We start from the raw sequence: 21,727 nt of genomic DNA, 5'->3' as shown, positions 1-21,727 counted from the left end.
GAAACACACACGAGAGCGGAACAACCAGACGGAATAGGTCCGGTCGTTCACAGCGTCCTCGCTGTGTGTGCCATCCGCACCACATGGGTGCCGATGGACTTTCAAAGGAACCTCATCCACCGATGTGGACGGGGTATCAACATATCTGGCGTTGACTTTTGGCACGCTGTTGAGTTCTCAAGGAACGGACGCTTCCTTTGGATTCCCTCTCGGGTTTCCTCCGGGCGCTTCCCTTCGGTGTTTCACACTCTATCAGGCCTTTTCCGGCTTTCGAACCGCTGCTTTTCTGCAGGCATGCAGAAGCGCGCAATTCTTGAGTCGCGATCAAGACGCTGGGAGTGCCGCCCGCCTCAGCCTGACGCGGTTCATTGCGTCGTGGCCGTCCGGGGCAGATCTCAGACAGTACAGCTCGGCCGGGGGCGAGGCAAATCGATTCGGCGGGGCGCGCGGTCGGCACTCGGCGTCTCTCGTGCGGAACCGTCAGTTCTTATGACTTACGCTTCTGAACGGTGCGCCGTCCAGTACAGGTAGTGACGGCGGCCTGATGAATCTCCACCCCTGGGAGGCTTCCCATGACCACCGTGACGTCCCCTCTTGCCGGACGCGCCATCGGACTCGCGGCCGTGCCCGACCCGGTCTTCTCCGGAGCGATGGTGGGTCCCGGTACCGCCATCGACCCCGTTCGTGAACCGTCCGCGGCGGTTTCGCCCGTGGACGGCGTTCTCGTCTCGCTGCACCCGCACGCGTTCGTCGTCGTCGATGCCGAGGGGCACGGCGTACTCACCCACCTCGGGATCGACACCGTTCAGCTCAATGGCGAGGGCTTCGAGCTGCTCGTGAACAAGGGCGACACCGTGACCCGCGGTCAGGAGGTCGTGCGCTGGAACCCCGCCGCCGTCGAGCAGGCCGGCAAGTCGCCGGTGTGCCCGGTCGTCGCGCTGGAGGCCACCGCCGACTCGCTCGGTGAGGTCCGCGAGGACGGCGACGTCAAGGCCGGCGACCAGCTCTTCTCCTGGCAGTAGGCCGGGCGCCGTCCCGTACGGCAGGTACGACATCCACCGCGGCGGCCGGGCCCGCCGCATCAAAACCGGAGCGGGTGCAATGGAGACAACGCTGCGAGGCGTCGGCGTGAGCCACGGTGTGGCGATCGGCGAGGTGCGGCATATGGGGACGGCGGTCCTCGAGCCGCCGGCCAAGCAGATTCCGGCGGACGAGGCGGAGCGCGAACAGGGGCGTGCCCGCCAGGCCGTGGAAGCTGTTGCCGCGGACCTGATAGCGCGGGGGAACCTGGCGGGGGGTGAGGCGCAGGCCGTGCTGGAGGCACAGGCACTGATGGCCCAGGACCCCGAGCTGATGGCCGATGTCGAGCGGCGGATCGCGGTCGGGAGCACCGCCGAGCGCGCCGTGTACGACGCGTTCGCGGCCTACCGGGCGCTGCTGGCCGGTGCCGGTGAGTACCTCGCGGGCCGGGTGGCCGACCTGGACGACGTGCGCAACCGCATCGTCGCGCGGCTGCTGGGTGTGCCGATGCCGGGTGTGCCGGACAGCGACGAGCCCTATGTGCTGATCGCGCGGGATCTGGCGCCGGCCGACACCGCGCTGCTGGACCCGACGCTCGTGCTCGGCTTCGTGACCGAGGAGGGCGGGCCGACCAGCCACAGTGCGATTCTCGCGCGGGCGCTGGGAGTGCCGGCGGTCGTCGCGCTGCCGGGCGCCGGTGAGCTGGTCGAGGGCACGGTCATCGCCGTCGACGGCAGCACCGGGGAGATCTTCGTCGAGCCGAGTGCCGAGAAGCGGGCGGAGATGGAGCGGGCGGCCGCGGAGCGGAAGGCGGCGCTGGCCGCCTCGTCCGGGCCCGGTGCCACCTCCGACGGGCACAAGGTGCCGCTGCTGGCGAATGTCGGCGGTCCCGGTGACGTCCCCGCGGCGGTCGAGGCCGGGGCGGAGGGGGTCGGTCTCTTCCGGACCGAGTTCCTGTTCCTGGACGACAGCAAGCAGGCGCCGTCCGCGGAGAAGCAGGTCCAGGCCTATCGCACGGTGCTGGAGGCGTTCCCCGAGGGGCGGGTGGTGGTGCGGGTACTCGACGCCGGTGCCGACAAGCCGCTGGAGTTCCTGACGCCGGCCGACGAGCCGAACCCCGCGCTGGGGGTGCGGGGGCTGCGGACGCTGCTCGATCACCCCGAGGTGCTGCGCACCCAGCTTGCGGCGCTGGCGACGGCGGCCGAGGGGCTGCCGGTCTACCTCGAGGTCATGGCGCCGATGGTGGCGGACCGGACCGACGCCAAGGCGTTCGCGGACGCCTGCCGGGAGGCCGGGCTGCGGGCGAAGTTCGGCGCGATGGTGGAGATTCCGTCGGCGGCTCTGCGGGCGCGGTCGATTCTGCAGGAGGTGGAGTTCCTTTCGCTGGGTACCAACGACCTGGCGCAGTACACCTTCGCGGCGGACCGCCAGGTGGGTGCCGTCTCGCGGCTGCAGGACCCCTGGCAGCCGGCGCTGCTGGACCTCGTGGCGCTGTCGGCCGAGGCGGCGAAGGCCGAGGGCAAGAGCTGTGGTGTCTGTGGTGAGGCGGCCTCCGATCCGCTGTTGGCGTGCGTGCTGACGGGGCTCGGGGTCACCAGCCTGTCGATGGGTGCGGCGTCGATTCCGTATGTGCGGGCGACGCTGTCGAAGCACACGCTGGCGCAATGCGAGCGCGCGGCTGCCGCGGCGCGTGCCGCGGACACCGCCGAGGACGCGCGGGCTGCCGCGCAGGCGGTGCTCTCCGGGGAGTGATCCCGGGCGGCGGTGTGCCGCAGGAGCCTTGACGGCCGTCCCGCCCTTTGTGGCGGGGCGGCCGTCGGCGTGTGCGGGTGTAGTGGTCCGGCTTCAGCGGTGGTCGTGGGGCTCCGGGGGCGGGGTCAGGGGGAGGCCGGAGGCGTAGTCGACGCCGTGCTCGGGTGGGATGGGTTCGCCGGTGTCGGCGTCGGTGCAGTAGGCGGTGAAGACCTCGGCCGCGCTCAGCGGGCGGAGCCAGGATTCCCGCAGGGACCAGCCGCGGACCGTGTCCCGGGACGTGGCGCGGTCCGTGCCTTCGGTGCTGTCGGGGCCAGTGGTGGTGCGGGAGACGATGCCGCCGGGGGTGCGCAGGGCGAAGCCGGCCGCCAGGACCGTGCAGAAGACGAGGGTCTCGTGTTCGGCGAGTTGGAGGCCGGCGCCGTCGGCGGCGGTGGAGTGGAGCACCGCCAGGAGGGGCGGCTCGCCGGCGGCGAGGGAGCAGACGAGGTGGTGGGTGCCTTCGCCGAGGGCGGTCAGGAGCTGCCGGACGGCGTGGGTGGCGCGGGTGAAGGCGGTGCGGGCGAGGTCGTCGCCGCACTCCTGGCAGGTGCCGGCGCGGGCCAGCAGGGCGGAGGCGCGGTCCGCGTGCGCCCGGCGGTCGGCGTCTTCGAGGAGGAGGGGGAGCAGCCGGGTCAGCGGCCCGCCCTCGTAGAGCAGGGTGGTGCCGGTGCGGGCGGCTTCGGCCGTGTAGCGGCTGCGGCTGTCGGGGCGGTCCGGGTCCAGGGTGAGCCGGGCGCAGTATTTCTCGTAGGCGACCGGGTCGAAGAGGCCGACGGTGGTGACCACGCCCTGGGCGGTGAGCCCCCGCAGCAGGGTCTCCATCTGGCGGAGGTAGCTGTCGTGGTCGTCGAACGGGAAGGTGCGGTAGCGGCGCATGGCCGTGAAGTCCTGCTCGTCGGCCAGGATGGCGGCGGTGCTGGGGACTTCGCGGCGCAGGCCGCGGCGGGCGGCGGACCGGTCGGTGGGCCGGGATGTGAAGGTCATGACTCCCCCTGGGTGTGCGGGTGGGTGCGTCGGTCGCATCCCACTCGTCACTGAGAGTAATCGGGGGGTCTGACAACGGGCCTGCGGCGCCGGAGCGCACCGGGGTTCCGGGCGTCCGGCGCCGGGCGGTCCTGCGTGCCCGCCTGCCTGAGCGTCGCCTGTGAGCGGCCTACGAGGCGTTGTCGGCGGCGCGGTCGCGGGCCACCCGCTCGTAGAAGTGGAGCAGTTCGAGGTTGTCGACAGAGCCGGGGTTGACGGCCTTGTCGAGCGGGGTGCCCTGGAGGAGGCGCTTGACGGGGACCTCGATGCGCTTGCCGGTGAGGGTGTGCGGGACGCCGGGGGCCTCGATGATGTCGTCCGGGACGTGCCGCGGGGAGAGCTCGGTGCGGATGGTGCGCTTGATGCGGTCGCGGAGGCCGTCGTCGAGGGTGACGCCGGGGGCGAGGTGCACGAACAGCGGCATCCAGTAGCCGCCGTCGGGGAGTTCCAGGCCGATGACGAGGGATTCGCGGATCTCGGGGAGCCGTTCGACGGCCTCGTAGATGTCGGCGGAGCCCATCCGGACACCCTGGCGGTTGAGGGTGGAGTCGGAGCGGCCGTGGATGACGACGCTGCCGCGGGAGGTGACGGTGATCCAGTCGCCGTGCCGCCAGACGCCGGGGTACATGTCGAAGTAGCTGTCGTGGTAGCGGGTGCCGTCGGGGTCGTTCCAGAAGCGGGTGGGCATCGACGGCATGGGCTTGGTGACGACGAGTTCGCCGACCTCGCCGGTGACCGGCTCGCCCTGGGGGTCCCAGGCCTGGAGGTCGGTGCCCAGGCAGGCGGCCTGGAGTTCGCCGATGTGGACGGGGAGGGTGGGGACGGCGCCGGCGAAGCAGCTGCAGACGTCGGTGCCGCCGCTGACCGAGGCCGTCCAGAGGTCGGCGCCGCTCTCCGCGAAGGAGTCGTGCAGCCAGCGGAAACCGTCCGGCGGGAGCGGGGAGCCGGTGGTGGCGACGCAGGTGATCGCGGAGAGGTCGAGGTCGCGGGCCGGGTGGATGCCAGCCTTGCGGCAGGCCATGACGTAGGCGGCGGAGGTGCCGAAGACGGTGGCGCGGGTGGCTTCGGCGACCCGCCACTGGGCGGAGACGTCGGGGTGGCCGGGGCTGCCGTCGTAGAGCACGATCGTGGAACCCACCAGGAGGCCGGCGACGAGGAAGTTCCACATCATCCAGCCGGTGGAGGTGTACCAGAAGAACCGGTCGTCGGGGCCGAGGTCGCAGTGCAGTCCGGTCTGCTTGAGGTGTTCGAGCAGGATGCCGCCCTGGGACTGGACGATGGCCTTGGGCAGGCCGGTGGTGCCGGAGGAGTACAGGACCCACAGGGGATGGTCGAACGGGACCTGTTCGAAGACCGGTTCGGTGTCCTGCGAGGTCAGGTCCGACCAGTTCAGGGCGCCTTCGGGGGCGGGGGTGCCGAGCAGCGGGATGTGGACGACGGCCCGGAGGGTGGGCAGTTCGGCGCGGAGTTCGGCGACGGTGTCCCGGCGGTCGTGCTCCTTGCCGCCGTAGCGGTAGCCGTCGACGGTGAACAGGACGACCGGTTCGATCTGCTGGAAGCGGTCCAGCACGCTGCGGGCGCCGAAGTCGGGGGCGCAGGACGTCCACACCGCGCCGACCGCGGCGCTGGCCAGCAGCGCGACGACGGCCTGCGGGATGTTGGGGACGTAGGCGCTGACGCGGTCGCCGGGGCGGACGCCGAGCCGGCGGAGTTCGGCGGCCAGCGAGCCGACCTGGGCCCGCAGCTCCCGCCAGGTCACGGGCGCGGGCTCATGGGTCTCGTCGACATGGAGCAGGGCGGGGGCGTCGGCGCGGGCGGGGTCCGTGGCGGCGCGCAGGGCGTGCTCGGCGTAGTTGAGGGTGGCGCCGGGGAACCAGCGGGCGCCGGGCATCGCGGGGTCGGCGAGCACCGTCTCGTACGGCGTGGCGAAGCGGACGTCGAACCACTCGGCGGTGGCCTGCCAGAAGGCGGGGAGGTCGTCGACGGACCAGCGGTGCAGGTCGGCGTAGCTCGTCGCGGGGTCGCCGGGGGTGGGGGCCGGGGCTCCGTGGTGGGCGGCCGCCCAGCTGTGGAAGCGGGTGACCTGTGCGCCGGCGATGCGGTCCGGGCCGGGCTGCCAGAGGGGCTCCGGCTGTGGGGCGGACTGCGGTGCGGTGGTCATCATCGGCTCCCGGACGATACGCGTCGTGTGCGTCGGGCGCGCACGGCGGTGGGTCTCCCCCACTCCGCCGTGTGCGCACGACACGGTGTGCCTGGACGATGCCATGTGATCGACTCCGGCACCAGGGTGGACTGCTCACATTCGCCGGGTGGCGGAGGTGGTCCGGCCGGTAGGTGCCGGGGCGCGCGTCGGGATCCGGCCAGGGCGGGGCGAGCCACGGGCCTGAAGGTGGCCGAGCGTGACCCGGTGCAGGTGAACGGCAGTTGAACGGTGCGCGCGCACCCCGCCGTCAATGGCAGGCTGACCGGCATGGACGGGCGGGATCTGGTGCGGTCGGTACGGATGATCAAGACGGTCGGGCCGGCGCAGGGGCTGCGGTCCGTGCGCGCGGCGTGGCGGGCGCGGCGGGCGGACGCGCTGGCGCTGCCGCGGCGCGGGGCGGAGCGGGCGCGGGTGCCGGGGCCGGCGACCGGCGCGGAGCCGCAGCCGGGCGGCGGGGTGATCCATTTCGCGCGGTCGTCGCTGCGGGTGCGGGTGGCCGCGGGCGGGGCGGTGTTCTGCGGCTGGGACGGCGCCGCGCCGGAGCCGTCGTACGCGCTGGCGGGCCCGTGCCCCGAAGTGGACGCGCGGGCGGTGCTGGAGCCCGATACGGAGGGCGGCTGGCGGGTGGTCTCCGAGCGGGTGCTGGTGGTGGTCTCCCGGCACGGCGCGGTGGAGGTGCGCACGCCCGGCGGGGCGGTGCTGCGGCGGGAGTTGCCGCCGCGCTGGTGGGAGGAGGCGGACGCGAGCGGCACGGACACCGCGGCGGGCCGGTCCGGGGGCGGGGGTGCCGCGCGCTGGGTGCAGCGTGCGGAGGTCGCGGCCGATGCCCGGTTCTTCGGGCTGGGCGGCCGGGCGCACGGGCCCCGGCTGCGGGACGGGGTCTACCGGCTGTGGAACACCGACCCGGGCGGCGCGTTCGCACCGGGGGACGATCCGCTGTCGCTGACGATGCCGGTGCAGCTGGTGGTGGCGGACGCCGGTACCCATCTGGTGTTCCACGACAACTCCTGGGACGGCCGGGTGACGCTGCGCGAGGGCGTGGAGGGGGCGGGCTCGGGCCATGACCGGCCGGGCGCCTGTGAGCTGCGGATGGACGGCGGGCCGCTGCGTTACTGGGTGCTGGTCGGCACTCCGGCCCGGGTGCTCCAGGGCTGGACGGCTTTGACCGGGGCGCCCGCGCTGCCGCCGTTGTGGGCGCTGGGCCCGCAGCACGCCCGGTGGGGGTTCGCGGGCCAGGACGAGGTGCGCGAGGTGGCCGCCGGCTACGCGGAGCGGGGGCTTCCGCTGTCCGCCGTCCATCTGGACATCGATCACTACGACCGCCACCGGGTCTTCACCGTCGACCCGGAGCGCTATCCGGATCTGCCGGGTCTGGCAAGGGAGTTGCGGGCGCAGGGGGTGCGGCTGGTCTCGGTCGTCGATCCCGGGGTGCGGGCGGAGCCGGGGGACGCGGTGTACGAGGGCGGGGCGGCGGCGGACGCGTTCGTGCGGGACGCGCGGGGGCGGGAGGTGCGCGGGGAGGTGTGGCCGGGCGAGTCGGTGTACCCGGACTTCACCGACGCGCGGGTGCGCAAGTGGTGGGGCGGGCTGTACGCGGAGCGGCTGGCGCAGGGCTTCGCGGGCTTCTGGCACGACATGAACGAGCCGGTCTCCTTTGCGGCGTTCGGGGAGCGGACGCTGCCGCGTTCGGCGCGGCACGCGCTGGAGGGGCGGGGCGGCGACCATCGGGAGGCGCACAACGTCTACGGCCTGGCGATGGCGCGGGCCGGTTTCGACGGACTGAGCGAACTGCGCCCGGACGAGCGGCCGTTCCTGTTCTCCCGCTCGGGCTGGGCGGGGTTGCAGCGCTACGGCGGCAGCTGGTCGGGCGCGGTGGCGACGGACTGGCCGGGGCTGCGGGCCTCGCTGTCGCTGGTGCTGGGGCTGGGGCTGTGCGGGGTGCCGTACAGCGGTCCCGATATCGGCGGGTTCTCCGGGCAGCCGTCCCCGGAGCTGTATCTGCGGTGGTTCCAGCTGGGCGCCTTCCTGCCGCTGTTCCGTACGCACTCGGCGTGGGGGGCGGGGCGGCGGGAGCCGTGGGAGTTCGGGGCCGAGGTGCTGGAGCACGCCCGTACGGCGCTGTGTGAACGGGCGCGGCTGCTGCCCTACTTCGGGACGCTGGGCCAGTTGGCGCGGCTGACCGGGGCGCCGTACGTCCGGCCGCTGTGGTGGAACGCGCCGCGCGACCGGGCGCTGCGGGACTGCGAGGACGCCTTTCTGCTGGGGGACGCGCTGCTGGTGGCGCCCGCGCTGGCGGCCGGGGTGACCCGTCGGCCGGTGCGGCTGCCGCGTGGCCGGTGGTACGACACCGCGACCGGCCGGGCGTACGAGGGGCCCGGTCAGGTGTGGGTGGAGGCGCCGCTGTCGCGGATACCGGTGCTGGCGCGGGCCGGTGCGGTGGTGCCGGTGGCGGGGGCGGACGGCGGGACGGAGCTGGAGGTGTGGGCTCCGCCGACCGGGCGCGGCGGCAGCGGGCTGGTGGTGCCGGACGCCGGGGACGGCTGGCAGCGGCCGGACGTGGAGCGCTTCGTCTCGCGGTGGGAGGGCGACCGGGTGGTCGTGGAGCGGCGGGACGGGGAGGCGGTGGGATACCCGGTGCGAGTACGGGGGTTGACGGGCGGTTAGTGCGCGTACGGGCGTCGACGCCGGTCATCCGCCGGGTGCGGGTGAGGCGTGCGTGGGGCTTCCCCTCCGGCCGGTGGTCCTGGTAGACGGAGGACCATGCCGAGACTCGCTGCCGCGCTGCGCGGCCTGGCCGTCGCTGCCGCCGCCCTGATGACCGTCACCGTGCTGCCGTCGGCGGCCGCCGCGGGGGCCGCCCACCGGCCGGTGCCGCCGTCGGGACGGCAACCGGGACCGCCGTCGGGACCGCCGTCGATGCCGAAGGAGTTCGTCGCGCTGCGCGAGGTGGACCCCACGATCCTCCAGGAGATGCGCTACCCCACCGTGCACAACTTCACGGGTGTGCCGGTGGACGGCTACCGCAGGCCGGTGTGCCTGCTGACGCGGGACGCCGCACGGGCCCTGCACCGGGCCCAGCGCTCCTTCCTGCGGCGCGGGCTGTCGCTCAAGGTCTACGACTGCTACCGGCCGCAGCGCGCCGTGGACCACTTCGTGCGGTGGGGCAAGGACCTCGGCGACCAGCGGATGAAGGGCGAGTTCTACCCGCGGGAGGACAAGTCGAAGCTGTTCGACGACGGCTATATCGCGGCCCGGTCCGGTCACAGCAGGGGAAGTACGCTCGATGTGACGCTGGTACGGCTGCCGGCGCTGCCCACCCGCCCGTATGTGCCGGGCGAGCCGCTGGCGCCCTGTTACGGGCCGAAGGACGCACGGTTCCCGGACAACTCCCTCGACATGGGGACCGGCTTCGACTGCTTCGACACGCTCGCGCACACCCTCGACCCGCGCGTCCACGGGCGCCAGCGGGCGAACCGGCTGCTGCTCAAGCATGGGCTGGAGCGGGCCGGCTTCGTGAACCTCCCCGAGGAGTGGTGGCACTTCACCTTCACCCCGGAGACCTTCCCGGACACGTACTTCGACTTTCCGGTCGGGTGAGCGGCGGGGTGCCGTGCAGCCGCCCGGGGTCGGTGCGGTCCGGGCACGGAACCACCCCCGTGGATCCCGTGCCCGGACCCTGCTGAGAGGGACGCGGGCCGGTCGGGTCCGGTTGACCCGCGGAGGGGGACGTCGCCCGGGTGCTCCTCGTGAACGACAGGACGACATGAACCACAGGGACGACGTGATCGCCCCGGGGCCGTACCGGGCTCCGTGCCGGGGTTCCGTGCCCGGCGGTGCCGTGCCACACTTCTGACGTTCCGTCAGTTCTGGGGTTCTCCGGGATTGCCGGCCGCCGGTCCGCCCGCCGGTGTCGGCTCGCGTCGTGCGCCTGCCGCCTCCGCCGTCGCTCCGGTCCGACCTCCCGGACTGCCGACTCCGGACTGCCGTTGCCGGACCGCTGTTCCCGGAGCGCCGATTCCGGGTCTGCGGCGTCCGGTCGTCGCCCGGGGAGGGCCCGTGACACGTGTACGGAAGCCGGCGGTGCCGGGGTGGTTCGATCAGGACGCGGCGGACTTCCGGCTGCTGGGTACCCGGTGCCGGGACTGCGGCGCGGTGTTCTTCCCCCGGGAGGACACCTTCTGCCGCAACCCCGTATGCGGTGGTGACGAGCTGGTGGAGGTGCCGCTGTCACGGCACGGCACCGTCTGGTCGTACACCGACGCGCGCTATCGCCCGCCCGCCCCGTACGTCTCCGACCCGGACGCCGAGTGGCAGCCGTACGCGCTGGTGGCCGTGGAGCTGGCGGCGGAGCGGATGGTGGTCCTCGGGCAGGCCGCGCCGGGCGTCGGTGCGGCGGACCTCGCCGTGGGGACCCCGGTCGAGCTGGTGCCCGGGGTCCTGGACGAGGACGACGCGCAGGTCTGGACGACGTGGCACTGGCGGCCGGTGGGGGCGGGGGCCGGGGGCGGGGGGGAGGCCGGAACCTCACCTCCTCACCCGCCCACCCCCCGAAGGGGGGTGGGCGGCGGGGAAAAACCATCCGGCCCGAAAACGCCCCCTCCAGAACGGCCGGAGCCGACCCCCGCAACCCCCACAACCAACGACGTGGCCGTCCTGGGCGCCGGTATGCACCCCTGGGGCAAGTGGGGCCGCAGCTTCGTCGAGTACGGCACGAAGGCGGCCAGGGCGGCGCTCGCGGATGCCGGGATCGACTGGCGGGACGTGCAGAGCGTGGTCGGGGCGGACACGGTCCGCGGCGGCTACCCCGGGTATGTGGCGGGCGCGACCTTCGCCAAGGCCCTGGGGTGGCAGGGCGCCCGGGTGACCAGCGTCTACGCGGCCTGTGCCTCCGGCGCCCAGGCCATCGGCGCCGCCCGGGCCCAGATCCTCGCGGGCCTGGCGGACGTGGCCCTGGTGGTCGGCGCCGACGCGGCACCCAAGGGCTTCTTCGCCCCGGCGGGCGGTGCGCGGCCCGACGATCCGGACTGGCTGCGGTTCCGGGTGCTGGGCGCCACCAACCCCGCGTACTTCGGGCTCTACGCCCGCCGCCGGATGGCGCTGTACGGCGATACGGCCGACGACTTCGCACAGGTGAAGGTGAAGAACGCGGCGGCCGGCGCGGCCAATCCGTACGCCCGCTACCGCACCCCGGTCACCGCCGAGCAGGTCGCGGCCTCCGCCGTGGTCGCCGATCCGCTGCGGCTGCTGGACATCTGCGCGACCTCCGACGGCGCCGCCGCACTCGTGCTGACCAGCATGGACTTCGCGCGGCGGCACGGCGTGGCGGATCCGGTGCGGATCCGCGCGGTCGCCACGGCCACCCCGCACTACCCGCGGACCGTGCTGGACCTGCCGGACATCGCCACCGACTCCGCGGCGGCCGTGGCGGAGCCCGGCACCGGCTTCCGGGCGTCGATCGCACGCACCGCCTACGAGGAGGCGGGGATCGGCCCCGAGGACCTCTCGCTGGCCGAGGTCTACGACCTGTCCACCGCGCTGGAGTTGGAGTGGTACGAGGATCTGGGGCTGTGCGGCCCGGGTGAGGGGGCCGGGCTGCTGCGGGACGGGGTGACCGTGCTGGGCGGGCGGCTGCCGGTGAACACCAGCGGCGGTCTGAGCTCGTTCGGCGAGGCGGTGCCGGCCCAGGCCATCGCCCAGGTCTGCGAGCTGACCTGGCAGCTGCGGGGGCGGGCGGGCGGCCGCCAGGTGGCCGGTGCCCGGGTGGGCATCACCGCCAACCAGGGGCTGTTCGGGCACGGGTCAGCGGTGGTGGCGGTGCGGTGAGCCGCCGCACGCCGGCCGGATCGCGGCGGCGCAATCCTCTGCCGTGCGCGACCTTGACGCCCCCTCAGCACCGGTGAACACTTCCGGTTGCCGGTCGGCACTGCCGTACCAAGGCACCCCGGCCCGGTGGCAGCGCTGCCCGCTGCCCGCCGGTGGCACGCACCCTGCACGGAGGACCGGGGGACGTCCCCGGGCGAGGGCCTAGGAGCCGCCATGTTTTCCAATGGGGACATCGTCGTCGGTGAAGTGATCGGCACCGCGATACTCATTCTCTTCGGCGCCGGTGTGTGCGCCGCCGTCACCCTGCACCACTCGAAGGCGAAGGGCGCCGGCTGGGTCGTGATCGCCTTCGGCTGGGGCATGGGCGTCCTGGCCGGCGCCTACACCGCGGCGCCGCTGTCCGGCGGGCACCTCAACCCCGCGGTGACCGTCGGCTCCGCCATCGCGGGCGGCACCCCGTGGTCGAAGGTGCCGCTGTACGTCCTGGCGCAGATGATCGGCGCGGCGATCGGGGCCATACTGGCCTGGGCGCTGTACTACGCGCAGTTCGCCGCCAACGCGGAGCGGGAGCTCGCCCAGCCGACGCTGGGGATCTTCTCCACCGGCCCGGAGATCCGCAAGCCGGCCGCCAATCTCGTCACCGAGGTCATCGCCACCGCCGGGCTGGTGCTGCCGCTGCTGTGCTTCGGTCAGAACCAGGGCATCGGCATCGGCCAGGTCCCCGGCGCGCGGGCGGGGGTCTACGGCTCGGGCATCAACGTGCTGCTGGTCGCGCTGCTGGTGGTCGGTATCGGGCTGTCGCTGGGCGGGCCGACCGGCTATGCGATCAACCCGGCGCGGGACCTCGGTCCGCGTCTGGTGCACGCCGTGCTGCCGATACCCAACAAGGGTTCCTCCGACTGGGGTTACGCCTGGATACCGGTGGCCGGACCGCTGCTCGGCGCGGTGCTGTCCGGCCTGGTCTACCGGCTGGCGTTCTGATCGCGTCGCTCGTCGTTCCGCCGCACGGACCGGCCCCGCTGCACCCACCCACCAGGACGCCAGGAGGCGTGACGGCATGACGGAGCACACCGGGAAGACCGAGACCTACGTAGCCGCGATCGACCAGGGCACCACCTCCAGCCGCTGCATCATCTTCGACCACGGCGGGGCGATCGTCGCCGTCGACCAGCGTGAGCACCGCCAGCTCTTCCCCCGGCCGGGCTGGGTGGAGCACGACGCGGCCGAGATCTGGTCCAAGGTGCAGGCCGTGGTGGCGGGCGCGCTGACCAAGGCGGGGCTGCGCGCTGACCAGCTCAGCGCGCTGGGCATCACCAACCAGCGGGAGACCACGGTCCTGTGGGACCGCGCCACCGGGCGGCCGGTGCACCACGCGATCGTCTGGCAGGACACCCGGACCGCCCAGGTATGCGCGGAACTGGGCGGCACGGACGGCCAGGACCGCTTCCGGGAGGCCACCGGGCTGCCGCTGGCCAGCTACTTCTCCGGGCCCAAGGCAGCCTGGCTGCTGGACGAGGTGCCCGGGCTGCGGGCCCGTGCCGAGCGCGGCGAGATCGCGTTCGGCACCATCGACTCCTGGCTGATCTGGAATCTGACCGGCGGCACCGACGGCGGGGTGCACGTCACGGATGTGACCAACGCGAGCCGCACCATGCTGATGAACCTCGGCACCCTCCAGTGGGATCCGGCGATCCTGTCGGCGATGAACGTGCCGGCCGCGATGCTGCCGGAGATCCGGTCGTCGGCCGAGGTGTACGGCACGGCGGTGGGACAGCTGCACGGCGTGCCGGTGGCCGCCGCACTCGGCGATCAGCAGGCGGCCGTCTTCGGCCAGACCTGCTACGGCGTCGGCGAGGCCAAGAACACCTACGGCACCGGCTCGTTCCTGCTGCTCAATACGGGCAACCGCCCGGTGCCGTCCAAGAACGGGCTGCTGACGACCATGGGCTACCAGCTCGGCGGGGAGGCCCCGGTCTACTGCCTGGAGGGGTCGATCGCCATCACCGGCGCCCTGGTGCAGTGGTTCCGCGACCAGCTCGGCATCATCGCCTCGGCCGACGAGATCGAGCCGCTGGCGGCGAGCGTCCCCGACACCGGCGGAGCCTGTATCGTCCCGGCGTTCTCCGGTCTCTTCGCGCCCTATTGGCGCCCCGACGCCCGCGGCGTGATCACCGGTCTGACCGGTTTCGTCACCAAGGCGCATCTGGCCCGCGCCGTGCTGGAGGCGACCAGCTGGCAGACCCGCGAGGTGGTGGACGCCATGTTCCAGGACTCGGGGGTGCGGATCACCCGGCTCAAGGTCGACGGCGGGATGACCGCGAACAATCTGCTGATGCAGCATCAGGCGGATGTGCTGGGCGTACCGGTGATCCGCCCGGTGATCTCGGAGACCACGTGTCTGGGCGCGGCGTACGCGGCCGGGCTGGCGACCGGCGTCTGGCAGGACCTGGACGAGCTGCGCACCCACTGGCAGCGCGACCAGGAGTGGACACCCCGGATGGACGGGCCGACCCGGGACCGCGGGTTCGCCCAGTGGCGCAAGGCGGTGGAGCGCAGCTTCGGCTGGCTGGCGGAGGACGGGTCGGCGCAGCAGGCCTAGGTCGTGTCCGCAAAGTCCCGCCTGGCGGCCTGACGACGCGACGTCGCCGACGCGCCCCTTGAAGACGTACGGCCCGTACCCCGGACGGCGGGGTACGGGCCGTGCCCGGATGAGCCCCGTCAGGACAGCGCGGGCTCGCGCCGGCCGGCGCCGGTCTCCCGGGCGTGCTCGACGACGGAGATCAGCACATCGCGGGCGTCGTCCTTGCTCCGGGCGTCGCACAGCACCACCGGGACCTCGGGGGCCAGGTCCAGGGCGTCCCGTACGGCCTGCGGCGGGTAGCGGTCGGCGCCGTCGAAGCAGTTGACGGCGACCGTGAAGGGCAGGCCGCGGCGCTCGAAGTAGTCGATGGCGGAGAAGCTGTCGGCGAGCCGGCGGGTGTCGGCGAGCACCACCGCGCCGAGGGCGCCGCGCGCCAGCTCGTCCCAGAGGAACCAGAAGCGGTCCTGGCCGGGGGTGCCGAACAGGTAGAGGACCAGGCCCTCGTTGACGGTGATCCGCCCGAAGTCCATCGCGACGGTGGTGGTGGTCTTGGCCTCCACGCCGTCGAGGTCGTCGACCGGGCGGCCCGCCTCGGTCAGCCGTTCCTCGGTGCGCAGCGGCTGGATCTCGCTGACGGCACCGACCAGGGTGGTCTTGCCGACCCCGAAGCCGCCCGCGACCAGGATCTTCAGCGTCATCGGCGCGACGGCGGCGGACCGGCGGCGGCGGTCGGAACGCCCAAAGGCCATGGGATTCTTCTCCTGAATTGCCGGGTGTGCGAGGGGACATCGCGCCTGGTCCCCGCGCGTCGGCGCACGAGGCGACAGCTGCAAGGGAACGGTACAACGTGGTCGGCACGGCGCCCACTTGAGTTGTGTCACGCCCCGGTCACACCGCAGGCCCCAAGGCCCCCATTGCGCCCGAAAAGGTGCCGGGCGGTGCCTGCCGGGGCCCCGCGGGCGCTCAGCGCGGGGTGAGGACCCGGGGCCGGTCGAGCAGCCCCAGCAGGTTCACCAGGCTGGATTCGATGAAGGCGCACAGCTCGTCCCGGGCGCCGGGCTGCTCCGCCGGCCAGGTGGTCACCGCCTCCTCCGCGAACGCCATCCAGGCGCGGGTGGCGAGTTCGGCCTGCGGGGCGTCCGGCATGCCGAGCCGCCGCCGGCCGTCGTGCACCCGGCGGGCGACGGTCTCGCGGGTGGCGCCGACGATGTCGCTGACCGTGGGGTGGCTGCCGGCGGCGCCCCGGACCAGGGCGAGATACACCTGCCGGTGCTCCAGGACGTACGCCACGAAGCCCGCGATGAAGGCGCGCATCCAGGCGACCGGCTCCAGGGAGCCGTCCGGTTCGGTCGCGGCCGTGAAGCGGTCGCACGCGGCGCGGACCACCGCGCGGTAGAAGTCGCGCTTGGAGTCGAAGTAGTGGAAGAGCAGCCCGCGGGAGATCCCGGCCCGCCGGGCGACCTCGTCGGTGGACAGCTCGTCGAGGGAGCGGTCGGCGAGCATCTGCAGCCCGATGCCGACCAGTTGCTCCCTGCGCTGGTCGGGGGTGAGTCGGGTGCTGCGCTTGCCGGACATGCCCGCAGTTTACGGCGGCGGGCCGGAACCGCCGTGCGGTCCCGGCCCGTTGCGGCCTCAGACGTACTGCGCGAGATGGTCCAGGATCTTGGGCGCGACCACCTCGGGGACCTCCTCGGGCAGCCAGTGGCTGGCGCCCTCCAGGGCCTCGAAGCGGTAGGGGCCGTCGACCCACTCCCCCGTCGACTCGGCCGCGCCGCGGCCCAGGGCGGTGTCCTCGCTGCCCCACAGGAAGAGGGTGGGGACGGTGATCCGGCCGGCCGGGATGGAGATGACCGACTCGGGGGCGCGGTACCAGTTCAGGGTGGCGGTGAGCGCGCCCGGTGCGGTGAGCCGGCGGACGTTGCCGTCCACGAGGGCCTCGGGGACCTTGCCGGCGTAGACGGCCCGCAGCCGGGCGGCGTCGTCGGCGAGCAGGGCGCCCTCCGCGGCGGCGTCGTCGCGGCGGAAGAAGCGGACGTAGTCGAGCCGGTGGTGCTGGGTGGAGTCCGTGTCGGCGGCGCGGTTGAGGGCGTCCGGGTGCGGAGTGGCCAGCACCGTCAGGGACTTCAGCCGCTCGGGGTGGGCGCCGGCCAGCGCCCAGGCGACCATGCCGCCCCAGTCGTGGGAGACGAGGTGGAAGCGGTCCGCGCCCTGGGAGTCGGCGAAGGCCAGGGCGTCGGCGACGAGTTCGGGGACGGCGTAGTCGGCGATCCGGGGCGGGCGGGCGCGCGGGGAGTAGCCGCGCTGGTCGACGGCGACGGCGCGGTAGCCGGCCGTGCCCAGGGCCGGCAGCACCTCGCTCCAGGAGTCGGCGAACTCGGGCCAGCCGTGCAGCAGCAGGACGAATTCCCCGTCGGCGGGCCCGCAGGCCAGTGCGTCGTAGGTGTGCGGGCCGACCTGGATCTCCAGGCGTTCGAAGGGGGCCGGGGTCTCGTCCGTCGGCATGGTGATGCCTCTCCTCCTGTTGACTGTTGCTCAACAGGCACCGTACCCCGGCGTGGAACCGCGCTCAACGAAGCCCCGGCCACGCGGACATGCGCCCCTCCCGCCCGGGAGAGCGGAGGTCCGCCGGGCCGCCGCCCGGCCCGGCGGGGGCCGCGCGGCGGGGCGTCACAGCGCGCGCAGGCCGTCGATCACCTCGCGCAGCACCTTCTCGTCCGGCAGCTCGGCCGGCGGTACCGGCCGGCTGACATGGACCAGGTCCGCGTCCAGCAGATCGCCGATGAGGACCCGTACGACGCCGACCGGCAGATCGAGGCCGGCCGCCAGCTCGGCGACCGACAGCGGCTCCTGCCGGCACCGCTCGACGATCTCCACATGCTCGGGTGAGAGCATCTGGTCGCAGGCCGCCTCGTCCGCGCGGCTCTCGGCGATCACCAGCGCGATCAGATCGAGGCGGCCCTCGGCAGCCGTACGGGTGCGGCCGCGGGTCATCGCGTACGGCCGGACGACAGGGCCCGCGTCGTCGTCGAACCAGCGGGCCGCCTCCCGGTCCCGCGCCGCCCGGCCGTCCTGCTCGCTCATGCCGGAACCTCGCCGCGCCCGGCCCCGCGCCCGCCGGGCGCGCACCGCCGCAGGAGGAGCCCGCTGCGCTCGCTCATGGCGTCACCGTCGTCGCGCTCAGGTGGACGGTACGGACCGGGGCGCGGTGCCCAGGTGCGTGCCCACGCGCTTGACCAGCAGGGTCATCTCGTAGGCGACCAGGCCCACATCGGAGTCGGCGTCGGCGAGCACGGCCAGGCAGCTGCCGTCGCCGGCCGCGCTGACGAACAGGAACGCCTCGTCCAGCTCGACCATGGTCTGGCGGACCTGTCCGGCGTCGAAATGCCGGCCGACGCCCTTGGCCAGGCTGTGGAAGCCGGAGGCGACGGCGGCCAGATGCTCGCCGTCCTCGCGGGTCAGGTCCTTCGACGCGCCGGTGGCCAGCCCGTCGCTGGACAGCACGAGTGCCTTGCGGATGGAGCCGACCCGCTCGACCAGTTCGTCCAGGAGCCAGTTCAGCTCACCGGATCCCCTCGCCGAGACCGGTGCGGTGGTAGCTGCTGCCTTCGGTGCGGTCATGGACCGTCCCCTCCCGATGTGGTTCCTGGTGGTGCGGTGGTGCCCGTGCCGTCGCCGTCGTGCCTGGTGGCGTCACGGTCGCCGGCGTCTGTGGGGTCCGGAACTGCGGCGTCCGGAGTCGTGTCCGCGGGGTCCGCGGACGGTGCTGGCGCGCTCTCGCGCGGGTCCTCGGCGTTGTCGCGGCGGCCGCGCTGCCAGCCGCGCTGGAGCGAGGCCATCCGGGCGCGGACCGCCTCGGCGTCGCGGTCGTCCGCGGCCGGTGCCGGCGCGGCCTCCGCCGCCGGGTCCTTCTTCAACTGCGGTGCGAGGCTGGCCTGCCGCACCCGGCGGGGCAGGCCCTGCGGGGTGGTGGGCCCGGACGCCGCACGGTCCCCGACGGACCGCGGCCCGGCCGGTGCGGGGTCCCGCGGCGCGCCGGACGGCTCCGGGCTACCGGAGCGGCCCTCGTCGCGGCCGCCGGAGCGGGCGCGTTCGGGGCCGGGCCGTTCGGTGGGCCGCTGGCCGGGCCGTTCGCCGTCGCGCTTGCCCGTCGCGTCGCGGTCGTCGACCGTTCTGCCGTGGTCGGACACCAACACCGGCGGACGGTGGCGGCGCGGCAGGGGTGCCAGGCCGCCGCCGGGCGCCTGGTCGCGGGTCTGCTGGTGCTGCTCGCCGTCGGGGACGGGCGCCACCGGTGCGATGCCGCGGGGGCCGGCTGACGGGGCCTTGCGGTCGCGGCCGCGCTCCCGCTTCCGGAAGAGGCTGTCGTCGTCGGCGGGGGCCTGCTCGTCCGGGCCGAGCGGCGCCTCCAGTTCGACCGGTCCGTCGATGACGGCCGGTGTGCGCCGCTCCCGCCGGGGCAGCGGCGCCTGGGAGAGGGCGGCCAACTTGCCCGCCGCGTGCTCCAGTTCGTTGCCGACCGGGCCGCCGGGCAGCCCGTCGGGGGTGCCCTCGTCGTCGGACCGGGCGTGCTCGGTCAGCAGCACGTTCGGGAGGAAGACCACGGCGGTGGTGCCGCCGTACGGCGAGGGCTGGAGGGAGACCCGTACGTTCTGCCGCTGGGCGCGCCGGCTGACCACGAACAGCCCGAGCCGGTCGGTGTCGGACAGCTCGAACTCGGGGGTCTCGGCGAGCCGGAGGTTGGCCTCCAGGAGCAGATCGGGGGCCATGCCCAGGCCGCGGTCGTGGATCTCCAGGGTGAAGCCGTTGGCGACCCGCTCGCCCAGCACCTGCACGGCGGTGTGCGGCGGGGAGAAGACCGTGGCGTTCTCCAGGAGTTCGGCTATCAGGTGCGTGAGGTCGGACACCGCGGGGCCCTCCACCGCGAGCCGCGGCAGCCGGCGCACCTCGATCCGCTCGTAGTCCTCCACCTCGGCGACCGCCGCGCGCACCACGTCCATCAGCTGGATGGGTTTGCGCCACTGCCGGGAGGGGGCCGCACCGGAGAGGATGACCAGGCCCTCCGCGTGCCGCCGCATGCGGGTGGTCAGATGGTCGATCCGGAAGAGGTCGGCCAGTTCCTCGGTGTCCTCGGTGCGGCGTTCCATGGCGTCCAGCAGGGTCAGCTGGCGGTGCAGCAGAACCTGGCTGCGGCGGGCGAGGTTGACGAAGACCTCGGAGACGCCGCGGCGCATCTCGGCCTGCTTGACGGCGGCCTCGATCGCGGCCCGCTGGAGGGTGTGGAGCGCCTGGCCGACCTGGCCGGTCTCGTCCGGGCCGAATTCGAGCCGGGGCGCCTCGGTCTCCACATCGACCTGCTCGCCGGCCGCCAGCCGGCGCATCACGCTCGGCAGCCGCACGCCGGACACCTCGTGGGCGGTCTTGCGCAGTCGGATCAGGTCCCGGACGTGGCGGCGGCCGATGCGCAGCGAGACGACGACCGAGACCAGCAGTGCGACGAAGCCGAGGACGCCCGCGACGGCCGCCTTGAGCAGCACGTGGGCGGCGACCGGTGCCACCCGGCCCCGGTAGCGCTCGGCGGCGTCCTTGCCCATCCGCTGGAGGTCGCCGAGCACCCGCTGTGCTGCGGTGTGCCAGCGCTCGGCGTTGACCGCGTGCGGTCCGCCCTTCGCCCCGGCGGCGATCACCCGGTCCTCGTACGAGGTCAGTTCGCGCGCCTTGGCCGAGTGCCAGTAGTCCTGGTAGGTGGCGCGGTCGTGGGCGGGCAGGGCGGACAGGCCGGTGCGGTAGAGGACCCGGCGCTCGGCGACGCGGTCGGACACCGACCGCAGATCGCGGCCGCTCATGCTGCCGGAGGCCAGCACCGCGGACATCAGGGCGTCCTCGCGGGAGAGGGCCTCACGGGCGCGGGTGACGGTGACCAGCGCCCGGGCCTGCTTGTCCATCTCCACATTCTCCAGGGCGTGGAGCGCGGAGAGGAAGTCATAGCCGGGGTCGACCAGGGAGTTGTAGCTCTCCAGGGCCTCGTCGCGGGTGACGGTGTTGTCTTGGACCTGGGTGCGCAGCGAGGTGAGCGAGGTCAGGTTCTTCAGGACGCCGCGCATCCGGTCGCCGGCCTCACCGGTCAGGTCCTCGCGGGTGTCGCGGGTGTCGGTGTCGGCGCGCAGCGCGGTGACGGCCTCGTCGGTGGCGCGGGTGCGCCGGCGGAGCGCGTCCAGGGCGTCGGCGTCGCGCCGGTCGGCGAGGTACAGCAGACTCTGCCGGCGCTCGTCCTGGAGGGCCAGGATGACGTTCTCCACCGGATAGCCCAGGTGCTGTACGACGTTGCCGACGTCCAGCAGCTGATTGGCCTCACGACCGGTGAGATAGGTCGTGAACGCCCACAAGGACGTCAGGGACAGCAGCGGTACGAGCAGCAACGCCACGATCTTCCGGCGGACCGACTTCCCGCGAAAGCGCATGGCCTCCCCTACGTCAACCCCGGCGCACGGGGGTGGTGTTCCGTCAGCAAACGGCGCGAGCCTACTACTGTCGGGTGACGTAGCCGAAGGCCTCTCATGACGTCGGTAAGCGGAGCCGCGCGGGATCGTCCCGAGTTGTCCGCCGATTCCCGGACAACCCGCCCCACGTGCGACGGAGCGCGCCGGCGCAGCGGCGGCCGACGGCGTACCGGAGCGTTGGCCGGTTTTCCTCTACCCCGGGTAACCCGATGCGGCTCCGGTACGTGACCATGGAGGGGGATCAGGTGCGGCCTCAGTGGAATGTACCGGGCGAAATACGGGCAGTTACTGAGGAGTCGGACACGCGGGGCAGGTGCGGGGAGGCTGACACGTTCATGGACACCGGCAGACGGCCGCTGTGGCAGGAGGAGCCGGCAGCCCGGCCCCGGATGGCGGACCCGGTGCGCACCGCCGCGGTGCGCGCCGTCATCATCGTGGCCCTCACCCTGATTCAGGCCATGGTGGCCTTCCTGTGCACGCTCGCGGCTTCCTGGTTCGCGTTCCCCGCGGTGCTCTGCACGGTCGCCAGCACCGTGGTCGCCACCTGGGCGGTGCTGGACGTCTGGGTCACCCGCCAGGTGTGGGTGCAGCGCAACGGGGTGCAGTCGCAGCCCAGCTCGACGGCCCGGGAGCTGCGCCGTGAGCGGCGGCGCGCGCGGCGGCAGCGGCGCCGGGAGTCGCGGGAGGGCCCGTCGCACAGCCCGCGCGCGGCAGCGTGAACCCGCGTCACCGCTCGCGGTCCGTGCGGCTGCGCCCTCGGCAGGTCCGCGGTGCGGCGGAGGGGAA

Annotated in this window: 16 protein-coding genes and 1 pseudogene; 9 read left to right on the top strand and 8 right to left on the bottom strand. The window is 73.6% G+C overall.

All coding sequences use genetic code 11. The annotated features are described in order from the left end of the window. Positions 1-572: 572 nt before the first annotated feature. Complete coding sequence (locus IEY78_RS29760; protein WP_189103534.1) at positions 573-1,022, top strand: PTS sugar transporter subunit IIA; 450 nt, start codon at positions 573-575, stop codon at positions 1,020-1,022. A 79-nt stretch (positions 1,023-1,101) separates the two neighbouring features. Next, positions 1,102-2,772 (top strand): phosphoenolpyruvate--protein phosphotransferase, encoded by a 1,671-nt coding sequence (ptsP, locus tag IEY78_RS29755; protein ID WP_189103532.1) that lies wholly within the window; start codon positions 1,102-1,104, stop codon positions 2,770-2,772. A gap of 93 nt (positions 2,773-2,865) precedes the next feature. Here ptsP and IEY78_RS29750 read toward each other — a convergent pair whose 3' ends face one another. Together IEY78_RS29750 and IEY78_RS29745 are read right to left on the bottom strand one after the other, a co-directional pair. Continuing rightward, positions 2,866-3,798 (bottom strand): DUF8829 domain-containing protein, encoded by a 933-nt coding sequence (locus IEY78_RS29750; RefSeq protein WP_189103530.1) that lies wholly within the window; start codon positions 3,796-3,798, stop codon positions 2,866-2,868. Between the two features lie 169 nt (positions 3,799-3,967). Then, positions 3,968-5,998 (bottom strand): acetoacetate--CoA ligase, encoded by a 2,031-nt coding sequence (locus IEY78_RS29745; protein WP_189103540.1) that lies wholly within the window; start codon positions 5,996-5,998, stop codon positions 3,968-3,970. 309 nt (positions 5,999-6,307) lie between these two features. On the opposite strand from IEY78_RS29745, the gene IEY78_RS29740 reads away from it, so the two are divergent. From IEY78_RS29740 to glpK, 6 genes and pseudogenes are all read left to right on the top strand, one after another. Continuing rightward, positions 6,308-8,704 carry a glycoside hydrolase family 31 protein gene (locus tag IEY78_RS29740; RefSeq protein WP_189103538.1) on the top strand — a complete coding sequence of 799 codons (2,397 nt, stop codon included), beginning with the start codon at positions 6,308-6,310 and terminating at the stop codon, positions 8,702-8,704. Between the two features lie 96 nt (positions 8,705-8,800). Beyond that, a complete protein-coding gene (locus IEY78_RS29735) occupies positions 8,801-9,637 on the top strand; it encodes a M15 family metallopeptidase (protein WP_189103529.1) in 837 nt (278 codons plus the stop codon). 459 nt (positions 9,638-10,096) lie between these two features. Next, positions 10,097-10,540 (top strand): annotated as a pseudogene (locus IEY78_RS34690) (Zn-ribbon domain-containing OB-fold protein); the annotation flags it as partial. 144 nt (positions 10,541-10,684) lie between these two features. Continuing rightward, a complete protein-coding gene (locus IEY78_RS29730; protein WP_268240353.1) occupies positions 10,685-11,863 on the top strand; it encodes a lipid-transfer protein in 1,179 nt (392 codons plus the stop codon). Between the two features lie 213 nt (positions 11,864-12,076). Next, a complete protein-coding gene (locus IEY78_RS29725; RefSeq protein WP_189103525.1) occupies positions 12,077-12,844 on the top strand; it encodes an MIP/aquaporin family protein in 768 nt (255 codons plus the stop codon). 76 nt (positions 12,845-12,920) lie between these two features. After that, on the top strand, positions 12,921-14,462 hold the full coding sequence (glpK, locus tag IEY78_RS29720; RefSeq protein ID WP_189103523.1) for a glycerol kinase GlpK: 1,542 nt from the start codon (positions 12,921-12,923) through the stop codon (positions 14,460-14,462). Positions 14,463-14,581: 119 nt separating this feature from the next. Here glpK and IEY78_RS29715 read toward each other — a convergent pair whose 3' ends face one another. From IEY78_RS29715 to IEY78_RS29690, 6 genes are all read right to left on the bottom strand, one after another. Next, the gene (locus IEY78_RS29715) at positions 14,582-15,193 is read right to left on the bottom strand and encodes a GTP-binding protein (RefSeq protein WP_189103521.1); all 612 of its coding nucleotides are present in this window, start codon (positions 15,191-15,193) and stop codon (positions 14,582-14,584) included. Positions 15,194-15,407: 214 nt separating this feature from the next. Continuing rightward, positions 15,408-16,019, bottom strand: a complete 612-nt coding sequence (locus tag IEY78_RS29710; protein WP_189103519.1) for a TetR/AcrR family transcriptional regulator — start codon at positions 16,017-16,019, stop codon at positions 15,408-15,410. Positions 16,020-16,076: 57 nt separating this feature from the next. Then, positions 16,077-16,946, bottom strand: coding sequence for an alpha/beta fold hydrolase (locus tag IEY78_RS29705; RefSeq protein ID WP_189103517.1), 870 nt, complete (start codon positions 16,944-16,946; stop codon positions 16,077-16,079). A 165-nt stretch (positions 16,947-17,111) separates the two neighbouring features. After that, positions 17,112-17,525, bottom strand: coding sequence for a DUF742 domain-containing protein (locus tag IEY78_RS29700; protein WP_189103515.1), 414 nt, complete (start codon positions 17,523-17,525; stop codon positions 17,112-17,114). A 96-nt stretch (positions 17,526-17,621) separates the two neighbouring features. Next, positions 17,622-18,062 (bottom strand): roadblock/LC7 domain-containing protein, encoded by a 441-nt coding sequence (locus IEY78_RS29695; protein WP_189103513.1) that lies wholly within the window; start codon positions 18,060-18,062, stop codon positions 17,622-17,624. Beyond that, positions 18,059-20,902, bottom strand: coding sequence for a sensor histidine kinase (locus IEY78_RS29690; RefSeq protein WP_189103512.1), 2,844 nt, complete (start codon positions 20,900-20,902; stop codon positions 18,059-18,061). Before IEY78_RS29690 ends, IEY78_RS29695 begins: the two co-directional genes overlap by 4 nt. A gap of 269 nt (positions 20,903-21,171) precedes the next feature. Between IEY78_RS29690 and IEY78_RS29685 the strand changes: the two genes are divergently transcribed. Then, on the top strand, positions 21,172-21,660 hold the full coding sequence (locus IEY78_RS29685) for a hypothetical protein (protein ID WP_372508998.1): 489 nt from the start codon (positions 21,172-21,174) through the stop codon (positions 21,658-21,660). The last annotated feature ends 67 nt before the right edge of the window (positions 21,661-21,727 follow it).

The organism is Streptomyces kronopolitis (assembly GCF_014646275.1).
Taxonomy (GTDB): domain Bacteria; phylum Actinomycetota; class Actinomycetes; order Streptomycetales; family Streptomycetaceae; genus Streptomyces; species Streptomyces kronopolitis.
This window is presented reverse-complemented; position numbering and strand designations above follow the sequence as displayed.

Excerpts from the sequence above, each read along its gene's own strand:
- IEY78_RS29760 (WP_189103534.1), top strand. The coding sequence starts at position 573 with ATGACCACCGTGACGTCCCCTCTTGCCGGACGCGCCATCGGACTCGCG.
- ptsP (WP_189103532.1), top strand. The coding sequence starts at position 1,102 with ATGGAGACAACGCTGCGAGGCGTCGGCGTGAGCCACGGTGTGGCGATC.
- IEY78_RS29750 (WP_189103530.1), bottom strand. The coding sequence starts at position 3,798 with ATGACCTTCACATCCCGGCCCACCGACCGGTCCGCCGCCCGCCGCGGC.
- IEY78_RS29745 (WP_189103540.1), bottom strand. The coding sequence starts at position 5,998 with ATGACCACCGCACCGCAGTCCGCCCCACAGCCGGAGCCCCTCTGGCAG.
- IEY78_RS29740 (WP_189103538.1), top strand. The coding sequence starts at position 6,308 with ATGGACGGGCGGGATCTGGTGCGGTCGGTACGGATGATCAAGACGGTC.
- IEY78_RS29735 (WP_189103529.1), top strand. The coding sequence starts at position 8,801 with ATGCCGAGACTCGCTGCCGCGCTGCGCGGCCTGGCCGTCGCTGCCGCC.
- IEY78_RS29725 (WP_189103525.1), top strand. The coding sequence starts at position 12,077 with ATGTTTTCCAATGGGGACATCGTCGTCGGTGAAGTGATCGGCACCGCG.
- glpK (WP_189103523.1), top strand. The coding sequence starts at position 12,921 with ATGACGGAGCACACCGGGAAGACCGAGACCTACGTAGCCGCGATCGAC.
- IEY78_RS29715 (WP_189103521.1), bottom strand. The coding sequence starts at position 15,193 with ATGGCCTTTGGGCGTTCCGACCGCCGCCGCCGGTCCGCCGCCGTCGCG.
- IEY78_RS29710 (WP_189103519.1), bottom strand. The coding sequence starts at position 16,019 with ATGTCCGGCAAGCGCAGCACCCGACTCACCCCCGACCAGCGCAGGGAG.
- IEY78_RS29705 (WP_189103517.1), bottom strand. The coding sequence starts at position 16,946 with ATGCCGACGGACGAGACCCCGGCCCCCTTCGAACGCCTGGAGATCCAG.
- IEY78_RS29700 (WP_189103515.1), bottom strand. The coding sequence starts at position 17,525 with ATGAGCGAGCAGGACGGCCGGGCGGCGCGGGACCGGGAGGCGGCCCGC.
- IEY78_RS29695 (WP_189103513.1), bottom strand. The coding sequence starts at position 18,062 with ATGACCGCACCGAAGGCAGCAGCTACCACCGCACCGGTCTCGGCGAGG.
- IEY78_RS29690 (WP_189103512.1), bottom strand. The coding sequence starts at position 20,902 with ATGCGCTTTCGCGGGAAGTCGGTCCGCCGGAAGATCGTGGCGTTGCTG.
- IEY78_RS29685 (WP_372508998.1), top strand. The coding sequence starts at position 21,172 with ATGGAGGGGGATCAGGTGCGGCCTCAGTGGAATGTACCGGGCGAAATA.